Source organism: Actinomadura sp. 6K520 (assembly GCF_004349245.1).
In the GTDB taxonomy this organism is placed as follows: Bacteria; Actinomycetota; Actinomycetes; order Streptosporangiales; family Streptosporangiaceae; genus Spirillospora.
Window position 1 is genome coordinate 1 of record NZ_SMLC01000233.1, and the last position, 9,191, is coordinate 9,191.

A 9,191-nucleotide genomic window follows, 5' to 3' on the forward strand; every position below is an offset into this window, starting at 1 on the left:
CCGGGCCGCGCCTCGCCGGACCGTCCGGACGGGACGTCAGGTGAGGGCGGTCAGGCGCCCGTCGACCATCTCGTACACGGTGTCACAGTGTTCGAGGACGTCGTGGTCATGGGTCACCATGACGGCCGCCACGCCGTGCTGCCCCGCCTCGCGGGCGAGCAGGCGGACGATCTCGTGGCTGCGCGCCCGGTCCAGCGCGGCGGTGGGCTCGTCGACGAGCAGCACGCTCGGCTCGTTCACCAGCGCCCGGGCGATGCCGACCCGCTGCCGCTCCCCGCCGGACAGCCGGTGGGGGTGCCGGCCGGCCCTGTCCGCCATGCCCACGTCCTCCAGCAGCGCCATGGGGTCGCGGCCGGAGCGGGCGCGGCGCGGCCGGAACCGCAGCGGCAGCCGGAGCTGGTCGAGCGCGGTGAGCGCCGGGATCAGGTTGCCGGACTGGAAGACGAACCCGATGTGCTCGCGCCGCAGCCTCGCCCTGGCCCTCGCGCCGGCCGCCGTGATGTCGATCCCGGCGACCGTGACCGTGCCGCGGTCCGGGCGGGCGAGTCCGCCCGCGACCGCGAGCAGGCTCGACTTGCCCGCGCCGGACGGGCCGACGATGGCGGCCAGTTCCCCGGGGCGCACGGTGAGATCGACGTTGTCGAGGGCCTGCACGGTCTCGGTGCCGTCGCCGTGCTGGAGGCAGACGCCTTCCATGACGAGACCCTGGCGATCGGGCGTGCCGGTGTCGCCTTCCCGCGGCCCGGGGGCCGGTGCGGCCTGGCTGGTCATCGGTTTCCTCCGAGGGCGGTGGCCGGGTCGATGGACGCGATGCGGGCGACGGCGGCACCCGCGCCGACCAGCCCGAGCAGGACGATGCCGGCGGCGGCGGCCGTGACGCTCGGCGCGCTGAGGGCGAACGGCACACCGCCGCCGGTGATGAGCGAGCCGAGCCCGACGCCGATTCCCGCCCCCACCGCGACGGCGGCGACGAGGAGGAGGAACGCCTGGGTGAGCGCGTCGCGTAGCAGCCAGGTCCTGGACGCGCCCATTGCGCGCAGCACGGCGACCTCGTGCTTGCGCTGGATCGCCCAGACGGCGAAGAACGCTCCGACGACCAGGGCGGAGATGGCGTACAGGAACCCCTGGATGAGCTGCAGCGTGGACGTCTCCGCGGTGTAGCCGGGCGAGGCGCCGTAGGACTCCTCCAGGGGGAGGCTCTCGGTGCGGGCGGCGGCGTCCCCGGCGGCGAGGTCGACCGAGGCGCCGGCCTCCGCCCGCACCGCCACGGCGGTGATGTCCCGGGTGGCGCGCTCGGGTACCGGGCCGCCCTGCGGCACCCCGGCCTTGATCAGCTGCCAGGTGCGCAGCGGCACGTAGGCCACGTCGACATGGCCGAAGGTGTCCTGCCCCGCGGTGGCGCCCACGACGCGGAGCCTCGTCCCGAGGCGGTCGACGGTGATCGTGTCGCCGATGCGCAGGCCCGCGTCGAGGGCGGTGCCGCTGACGACGATGCCGTCCGCGCCGTTCAGCCGCGAGCCCTCGCCCACCTCGGGGGAGAGGAACGAGTCCGGCGCCACTCCGAACAGCGCGAGGTCGATGTCCACGCCCCGGTCGCTCTTGGCGTTGATGAGCGTGTTGCCGTAGGGCGCGGCCTCCGCCACGCCCGGACGTGTCCGCCACGCGTCCACGGCGGACACGTCCACCACGCTGCGGGAGAAGGCGGCGTCGTGCTGGACGCCCCGCTCGAACGCGAACGAGGTGACCGGCAGGTTCTGCAGCCCGGACACCCCGTCCCTGACCAGCCCCACCGACAGCCCGGACAGCATGACCATGAGGACCGCGATCAACGCTACGACGGCCCCCATCAGCCCGAACCGGACCTTGGCGAACCGCAGCTCACGAAGCGCGAGGAACATCAGCCCCACACCCGCATCTTTATCGACATCACGTCGGCAACATATCAACACGATGTCGGCAAGATGCCTGGGCCCCGGCACGCCGGCCGGGTGCCCGCGGCGAGCCCGGACCTGACCGGGCCCTGATCCGGCCGAGGATCAGGGCCCGGGGTCACGGCGGGCGGAGCGTCCGGTCAGCGGAGGGGAGGCACGGCCCGCTGGGAGAGCCCCAAGGCGTACTCGGGCCACCAGACGCCGGCCGCCGGATCGACCACGCCGTACTCGGGGTCCTCCGGACCGGCCGTGCCGCGCGTGCACTGGCCGTCGGATTCGCCGGGACGCTTGATCCACAGGAAGGCGTCGACCAGGGGCTCACCGGTACGCGTCGAGGGGCGGGGGCCCAGGCCCCGGCCCGGCGGGTTGCACCAGACCTGGGGGTCGGAGTACTTGTCCTCCGGCGGCGTCCACGGTCCCTGGCCGTTGCGGCTGGTGTCCAGGACGAAGTGCGGGAGCTTGCGAGCACTGTCCCCCACGGTGGCCAGGTCGGCGTCGGAGCAGCTCGCCGCGCCCGTCTTCTGGCGGAAGCGCAGGCACTTGGACAGCCTGGTGCCGTACGAGACCAGCTCGTCGGTGCCGCGGTAGTTGGAGACGTTCAGCGCGAAGCCGTCCGCCTTGGCGATGCCGCCCTTGAGCAGGCGGCTGGCCATGCCGAGCTGGGCGCTCGGTTCACCGTACCCGGCGTCGTAGTCGTTGAGCGGCTGCCAGTCCGAGTGCCCGGAGTCCACGTACACTCCGGTGCGCGGCAGCCGCTGCAGGGTGTCGATCGCGTAGTTGACCTCGCGGAAGCGCTGGTCGACCAGGGCGAGGTCCTCCGGCGTTCCGGTGGACCCGCCACCGCCCTCGTTGCACCACGGCTCGCTGGACAGCAGCGCCAGCCCGTCGGGCTCGACGATCACCACGGCCCGGCCGCCGCCGATCCCCTTGGCGAAGGCGTCGATCCAGGCGCGGTAGGCGGCCTCGCTCGGAGCGCCACCCGCCGAGTACTGCGAGCAGTCCCGGCCCGGCACGTAGTACGCCACCAGCACCGGGACGGCGCGCTGCCTGGCGGCCTTGACCATCGTCCGCCGCACCCCCGCCCGCACCTCCGCGGGCGTGCCGCCGGTGAACCAGACCGCCTGCGAGACCTTGGAGAGGGCCCGCATGTGCGCCGCGTCGGCTTCGCGCCCCGCGTCCGCCCAGATGTCGGCCTGCCGCCCGGCGTTGGTGACGGGTTCGACGTAGAACCTGGCCTTCCCGGCCAGCGGATCGTCGTGCCCCAGCGCCTGCGCCGGCGGCGCGAGGACCGCGACGATGCTCGCCGTGGCGACGGCGAGCATCCCGATGCGTCGTCTCATCCGGTACTCCCAGCTTCTCGGGGTGGGCGAGAGCGAACCATGGGAGCGCTCCCATGGCAGGGAGTCTGCTGACCCGCCGAATATCCGTCAAGACCCAACATCCACGCGCGGCGGCGTGACCGCTGCTCCCCGTCCGACCGCAGTTCCATGCGCCGCCGTATATGCCCGCCTGAGAACATGCGAGGCTCGGTCCAGGTATCCCGGCCCCTCGCCGGGGACGCGTGGAACGGAGATCGTCAGTGAAACTCGACGTGCAGCTGGACGGCCGGCCGGATGAGGCGGCGGAGCGTGCCCGCGCGCTGCTCGCCGCCGGGGTGGACGGCCTGTTCACCTTCGAGGGCCCGCACGATGTGTTCCTGCCGCTGATCGTCGCGGCCGGCTCGTCGGATGTACCGTCGACCGACCTGATGACCAACGTCGCGATCGCGATCCCCCGCAGCCCGATGAACCTGGCCAACATGGCCTACGACCTGCAGTTGCTGAGTAAGGGCCGGTTCCGGCTCGGACTGGGCTCGCAGATCAGGCCGCACATCGAGAACCGGTACGGCTCGACGTGGAGCAGGCCGGCCGCCCGGATGCGCGAGGCGGTGCTGGCGGTGAAGGCGATCCTGAATTCCTGGCAGGACGGCACCCCGCTGGATTTCCGCGGCGAGTTCACCAGGCACACCCTGATGCCCCCGACGTTCGTCCCCGGACCGAACCCCTACGGCGTCCCGCCGGTCCTGCTCGGCGCGCTGGGGCCGGTGATGACCCGGACCGCGGCCGAGGTCGCCGATGGACTGCTGGTGATGCCGTTTCACAGCCATCGGCATTTCCGCGAGCGCACACTCCCCGCCGTGGCCGAGGGGCTGGAGGCGGCGGGTCGCGAGCGGATCGACGTCTACCCGCAGGTGATCGTCGCGATGGGGGACACGCCCGAGGAGATCGCGGCGGCGGCCTTCGGGGTCAAGGGGCTGCTGGCGTTCTACGGTTCGACGCCGGCGTACCGGCCGGTCCTGGAGATCGAGGGCTGGGGGGATCTGCAGCCCGAGCTGAAGGCGCTTTCCAAGACCGGCGACATCATGACGATGATCGGTCTGATCGACGACACGATGATGCGGACGCTGGCGGTGGTCGGAACGCCGGCCGAGTGCGCCGCGGAGATCAAGACCCGGTTCGGCGACGTGGCCGACCGGATCTGCGCCTATTTCCCCGGAACGACCCATCCGGAAGAGACGATCGCCGCCCTCGCGAACGGATTGCGCGCGTGAACATCCGCGCAGACGCTCGACCCACGCGGGACGGAGGGTCGGTCGCCGATATAGCGGTGCGTGAGTGCCTCTTCCCGGTCACGGTTCAGGTCGGTGGTTCGCCGCGCGATCGAGGAGTTCGTTCATGAGCGCGCGTTCGCCGGCGGAGTAGAGGTCGGCGGCATCGTCCAGGACGGCTTTCAGGGCCACCGCGCGCTGGGCGACGGCGGGTGGGCTGTCCCCGGCGGCCGTGGTGATCGCGGCGAGGAGCGCCTCGCGCAGCCGGTCCGCGAGGCTCGGGTCGCGTTGCCCGGGTGGTGTCTCGATGAGGTTCAGCGTGATCCCGACGCAGGCGGCGTGCATCATGCCGATGGCGGTGTCGACACCGACGACGAGGCGCCCGGTCTGCGCGATGCGTTCGATGAGCAGGCGGAGCCGCCGTAGTCCCTGTTCGGCGGCGGGGTGTCGGTGCCCGGGGGCGGGCTGACCGTACATGAGCAGGTAGTGCGCGGGGTTCTGCAGCCCGAACTCGACGTGCAGGTCCCATCCGCGGCGCAGGTCCTCCAGCGGGTCGGCGGAGAGTTCCTGTGCGTGCTTGCCGGCGAGGTAGCGCTCGAAGCCGTCCGTGGCGACGGCTTCGAGGAGCCCGTTCATGTCGGTGAACAGGCGGTAGAGCGTCGGGGACTGCACCCCGGCCGCGGCGCTGACGGCGCGGGTGGTCACGGCGTCGCGGCCCTCGTCGTAGAGCAGCCGGGTGACCGCGTCGATGATCCGCCGGCGGACCTCTTCTCGCTGACTCACTTTTCAATGCTAACAGGAAAGTGTTGCCATCGATCGCGTTGTCAAGGACACTGAGTTATCGTTATCGGCGATAACGGAGGAGTGTCATGAACAACCACACGCGCCGGACGGTGCTCAAGGCCATCGCCGTGACCGCGGGGGGACCGGCCGCGGCCGGGACGGCCGGCGCCGCCGGCATCGCCCCCGCGGCCGCGGCCGAACGGGCGCCGGACGGATCGGCGTACGCCGTCGCCGGCGGGGCGTCGGTGGAGGTGGCCTTGACGGTCAACGGGCAAGCCCGCGAGGTCGTCGTGGAGCCGAGGGTGACATTGCTCGACGCGTTGCGTGAGCGACTCGGGCTGACCGGTACCAAGAAGGGCTGTGATCGAGGTGAGTGCGGGGCGTGCACGGTGCTGGTCGACGGTGAGCGCGTCAAGTCGTGCCTGACCCTGGCGGTGATGCGGCGCGGGGCCGAGGTCACCACGGTTGAGGGGCTGGCACGAGGCGAGGAGTTGCACCCGGTGCAGGAGGCGTTCATCCGGCACGACGCGTTCCAATGCGGCGCGTGCACCCCCGGCCAGATCATGTCCGCCGTGGCCTGCATCGACGAAGGGCATACCGGCTCGGACGCGGAGATCCGCGAGTGGATGAGCGGGAACCTCTGCCGCTGCGCGGCGTACCAGAACATCGTCGCCGCCGTCGCCGACGCCGCGAAGGAGGCACGGCGATGAGGGCCTTCGGTTACTCGGTGGCGGGCAGCCCGGCCGAGGCGGTACGGATCGCCGCCGGGACGCCCGGTTCGGCGTTCGTGGCGGGCGGCACCGACCTGCTCAACCTGATGCGGGACGGCGCACAAGCCCATGACCATCTCGTCGACGTGAACGACCTCGACCTCGACGAAGTCGCCTTCGACTCCGGAAGGCTCCGTGTCGGGGCGCTGGCCAGAATGCGGCAGGTCGCCGAGCACTCCAGGGTGCGGCGGGAGTTCCCCGTGCTGTCGGAGGCGCTGCTGGCCTCGGCGTCCCCGCAGGTCCGCAACATGGCCGCGATCGGCGGGAACCTGCTGCAGCGCACCAGGTGCGGGTACTTCCGCGACGCCGGCTCGGCGTGCAACAAGCGGGCGCCGGGCAGCGGCTGCCCGGCGCTCACGGGGTGCAACCGGGGGCACGCGATCCTCGGCGGCAGCGACCACTGCATCGCCGCGCACCCCTCGGACCTGGCGGTGGCGCTGACCGCGCTGGACGCGACCGTCCACCTGCTCGGCCCCGGCGGAGAGCGAGCCGTCCCCATCGCCGGCTTCTACCTCCTTCCCGGGTCCGCACCCAACCGGGAGAACGCGCTGCGCCCGGGCGAGCTGATCACGCGGGTGGACGTGCCGCGCACCTCCCTGGCCGCGCGTTCGCGCTATCTGAAGCTGCGGGACCGGGCCACCTTCGAGTTCGCGGTGGTGTCGGTGGCGGCCGCGCTGCGGACCAGGGGCCGCGTGGTGGCGGACGTGCGGCTGGCGTTCGGCGGCGTGGGCACCCGCCCGTGGCGGGACGTCCGCGTCGAGGCGGCGCTGCGGGGCAGGCCGCTGACGAGGCGCGCGATCGCCGAGGCGGGGCGCGTCCTGGTCCGGGACGCCGTTCCGCGCGAGGAGAACGGGTTCAAGGTCGAGCTCGTACAGCGGGCGCTGGAGAGCGTCCTCGGCGACTTGGGAGGCGTGCGATGACCGGGCTGGTCGGGCAGGGTGTGCAGCGGGTGGACGGCCGGGCGAAGGTCACCGGCGCGGCCCGGTACGCCGCGGACAACGAGGTGTCCGGCGTGCTGCACGGCTTCCTGGTGATGAGCACGATCGCCCGCGGCGAGGTCACGGAGATCGACGTCGGCGCGGCGCTGGCCCATCCCGGTGTCGTCGAGGTCTACACCCACACCAACATGCCGCGGTTCGAGACGGTGCCGGGGTTCCCCTACAACAGGGCCTTCATTCCGATTCAGGACGCCCGCGTCCACCACAGCGGGCAACCGGTCGCCTACGTCGTGGCCCAGACGGTGGAACAAGCGCAGGAGGCCGCGAGCCTGGTGAAGGTCCGCTATCGAACGGAGCGGCCCACAGCGCGGCTGGAAGACGCGCTCGACGAGACGTTCCTGCCGGACGACTTCCGCAAACCCAACGAGGTCGCCCACGGTGCCGCCGAAGCCGCGTTCGCGCAGGCCGAGGTGAGGATTCAGCAGACCTACACCAGCCCGATGCAGCACCACAATCCGATCGAACCGCACACCACCACAGCCGTGTGGGACGGCGACAACCTGACGCTGTACGAGAGCACACAGGGCGTGATCCTCACCCGGGAAGCCGTGTGGCAGGCGCTCGGGGTGCCGCGCGGCAACGTCCGGATCATCTCGCCCTACCTGGGCGGCGGCTTCGGCGCCAAGGGCCCCACCTATCCGCACACGCTGCTCACCGCGGCGGTGGCGCGGGAACTGCGCAGGCCGGTGAAGCTCGTGCTGTCGCGTGCGCAGATGTACACGTCCAACGGCCACCGCTCCGAGTACCGCCACCGGATCCGGCTCGGCGCGACCCGGCGCGGCGAACTGACCGCCATCGTCGACACCTCGACGGCACAGCTGACCCGCACCGAGGAAAGGGTCTTCAACACCAGCGACTCCGCGCTCCACCTGTACACCTGCCCGAACGTCCACGTGCGGCAGCTGGGCGCGCGACTGGACCTGCCCACCTCCAGCTACATGCGTTCGCCGGAGACCACCGCGCACTTCGGCCTGGAGACCGCCATGGACGAGCTGAGCTACGAGCTGGGCATCGACCCGGTGGAACTGCGGATACGCAACCTCGCCACCGCCGGCTCCGAGACGAGCCGGGCCTACCCGGGCGAGCACCTGGTGGAGTGCTACCGTGCCGCGGCCAAGGCGTTCGGCTGGGCGCGCCGCGATCCCAAGCCGGGCCGGACCAGGGACGGCGACGAGTACGTCGGCTGGGGCATGGCCACCGAGACGCACACCCACAACGCGATCTCGTCCCAGGCCCGCGTCACGGTCGGCGTGGACGGACGGGCGACCGTGCGGACCGCCAGCCAGGAGATCGGCACCGGCACCTACACCGTCCTGACCCAGGTCGCCGCCGACGGGCTCGGGATGCCGCTGGAGCACGTCACGACGCGGCTGGGCGACACCGCCTTCCCCGCGGCGGCCGTTTCGGCGGGGTCGTCCACGATGCCCAGCGTGGTCGGGCCGGTCTCCACGGGCGCACAGGCCGCGCGGGACGCCGTGGTCGCGCTCGCCGTCGCCGACCCGCGCTCCCCGCTGCACGGCGTGCCGCCGGACGACGTCGTGGCCCGAGACGGATACCTCGTCGCGCGCGGCGACCGCGGCCGCAGGGAGGGCTACCGCGCCGTCATGGCCCGCCACGGCCGGCCCGTCGAGGTCACGGGGGCGCTGGACAACACCCCCGGACACACCCTCGGCACGGTGTTCCTGGAGGTGCGGATCGACCCACGGCTCGGCAGCGTGCGCGTGAGCCGGGTCACGGCCGCCTACGACCTGGGGAGGGTCCTCAATCCCCGCACCGCGCGCGGCCAGGTCATGGGCGGGGTCACCTGGGGCATCGGTTTCGCGCTGATGGAGCACACGTTGGTCGACCCGCACACGGCACGGGTCGTCAACCCCACCCTGTCCACCTACCTGGTGCCGGTGAACGCCGACACGCCCAAGCTGGAGGCGATGTTCCTGGACCGGCCAGACCTCACCGGCGACGCCCTCAAGCCCCGCGGCTTCGGCGAAACACCCGGAACCGGCGTACCCGCCGCCATCGGCAACGCCATCTACCACGCCACCGGCCGCCGGCTCCGAGACGTCCCCTTCACCCGCGACAAACTGCTCTGACGGTGATGGGCTCCTCAGGGGCGGGGGTGACG

Annotated in this window: 8 protein-coding genes; 4 read left to right on the forward strand and 4 right to left on the reverse strand. The window is 72.2% G+C overall.

From position 1 onward, the window contains the following. Positions 1–36: 36 nt before the first annotated feature. The 3 genes from E1289_RS33995 to E1289_RS34005 form a co-directional block, all read right to left on the reverse strand. Positions 37–696, reverse strand: a complete 660-nt coding sequence (locus E1289_RS33995) for an ABC transporter ATP-binding protein (RefSeq protein ID WP_243713335.1) — start codon at positions 694–696, stop codon at positions 37–39. Between the two features lie 71 nt (positions 697–767). Next, the gene (locus E1289_RS34000) at positions 768–1,898 is read right to left on the reverse strand and encodes an ABC transporter permease (protein ID WP_131987691.1); all 1,131 of its coding nucleotides are present in this window, start codon (positions 1,896–1,898) and stop codon (positions 768–770) included. A 173-nt stretch (positions 1,899–2,071) separates the two neighbouring features. Then, complete coding sequence (locus tag E1289_RS34005; RefSeq protein ID WP_131987679.1) at positions 2,072–3,271, reverse strand: glycoside hydrolase family 6 protein; 1,200 nt, start codon at positions 3,269–3,271, stop codon at positions 2,072–2,074. A 239-nt stretch (positions 3,272–3,510) separates the two neighbouring features. On the opposite strand from E1289_RS34005, the gene E1289_RS34010 reads away from it, so the two are divergent. After that, positions 3,511–4,521, forward strand: a complete 1,011-nt coding sequence (locus tag E1289_RS34010) for a TIGR03617 family F420-dependent LLM class oxidoreductase (RefSeq protein ID WP_131987681.1) — start codon at positions 3,511–3,513, stop codon at positions 4,519–4,521. A 78-nt stretch (positions 4,522–4,599) separates the two neighbouring features. Here E1289_RS34010 and E1289_RS34015 read toward each other — a convergent pair whose 3' ends face one another. Further along, entirely contained in the window at positions 4,600–5,301 is a 702-nt protein-coding gene (locus E1289_RS34015) for a TetR/AcrR family transcriptional regulator (protein WP_131987683.1), read from the reverse strand. 86 nt (positions 5,302–5,387) lie between these two features. Here E1289_RS34015 and E1289_RS34020 point away from each other — a divergent pair, with 86 nt between their 5' ends. Genes E1289_RS34020 through E1289_RS34030 form a run of 3 tightly spaced genes read left to right on the forward strand, consistent with a single transcriptional unit; the run spans position 5,388 to position 9,159 of the window. Beyond that, positions 5,388–6,011 (forward strand): (2Fe-2S)-binding protein, encoded by a 624-nt coding sequence (locus E1289_RS34020; RefSeq protein ID WP_131987685.1) that lies wholly within the window; start codon positions 5,388–5,390, stop codon positions 6,009–6,011. Beyond that, positions 6,008–6,991 (forward strand): xanthine dehydrogenase family protein subunit M, encoded by a 984-nt coding sequence (locus E1289_RS34025; protein ID WP_131987687.1) that lies wholly within the window; start codon positions 6,008–6,010, stop codon positions 6,989–6,991. Before E1289_RS34020 ends, E1289_RS34025 begins: the two co-directional genes overlap by 4 nt. After that, positions 6,988–9,159 (forward strand): xanthine dehydrogenase family protein molybdopterin-binding subunit, encoded by a 2,172-nt coding sequence (locus E1289_RS34030; RefSeq protein WP_131987689.1) that lies wholly within the window; start codon positions 6,988–6,990, stop codon positions 9,157–9,159. The genes E1289_RS34025 and E1289_RS34030 overlap by 4 nt, the downstream gene beginning before the upstream one ends. Positions 9,160–9,191 lie beyond the last annotated feature (32 nt).

What these genes read in the sequence shown, in the direction of transcription:
- E1289_RS33995 (WP_243713335.1), bottom strand. Translation starts at nt 696, where the DNA reads ATGGAAGGCGTCTGCCTCCAGCACGGCGACGGCACCGAGACCGTGCAG.
- E1289_RS34000 (WP_131987691.1), bottom strand. Translation starts at nt 1,898, where the DNA reads ATGTTCCTCGCGCTTCGTGAGCTGCGGTTCGCCAAGGTCCGGTTCGGG.
- E1289_RS34005 (WP_131987679.1), bottom strand. Translation starts at nt 3,271, where the DNA reads ATGAGACGACGCATCGGGATGCTCGCCGTCGCCACGGCGAGCATCGTC.
- E1289_RS34020 (WP_131987685.1), top strand. Translation starts at nt 5,388, where the DNA reads ATGAACAACCACACGCGCCGGACGGTGCTCAAGGCCATCGCCGTGACC.
- E1289_RS34025 (WP_131987687.1), top strand. Translation starts at nt 6,008, where the DNA reads ATGAGGGCCTTCGGTTACTCGGTGGCGGGCAGCCCGGCCGAGGCGGTA.
- E1289_RS34030 (WP_131987689.1), top strand. Translation starts at nt 6,988, where the DNA reads ATGACCGGGCTGGTCGGGCAGGGTGTGCAGCGGGTGGACGGCCGGGCG.